We start from the raw sequence: 297 nt of genomic DNA, 5'->3' as shown, positions 1-297 counted from the left end.
CGGCGACCAGATCAGGCTGCCGCCCACGTTGAAGGCGTAGGTGTCGCGCAGGATCGCGTTGAGGCGGTAGTAGTCGCTGTTGAACGCGCCGACGCTGGCGAAGCCGGTGCCGGTGAGGCCGTTGTAGGAGGCCTGGGCGGCGCGCACGCCGGGGGCGAAGGCGATCTCGCCGTAGGAGCCGAACAGGGCCGAGCGGAGCGTCGGGCTCCAGTAGTGCAGCATCGAGGCGACGACCGAGAAGCTCTGCGTCAGCTCGAGGCGGTTGCTGAGCGGGTTCAGCACCGCATCCGAGAAGAA

At 68.4% G+C, this 297-nt stretch carries 1 pseudogene; it reads right to left on the bottom strand.

The annotated features are described in order from the left end of the window. Positions 1-297 (bottom strand): annotated as a pseudogene (locus tag AX737_RS34115) (porin); the annotation flags it as partial.

The organism is Methylobacterium sp. CCH5-D2, assembly GCF_001556475.1.
Taxonomy (GTDB): Bacteria; Pseudomonadota; Alphaproteobacteria; order Rhizobiales; family Beijerinckiaceae; genus Methylobacterium; species Methylobacterium hispanicum.
Note: the sequence above shows the minus strand (reverse complement) of the source record. Positions and strands in the feature narration are given on the sequence as shown.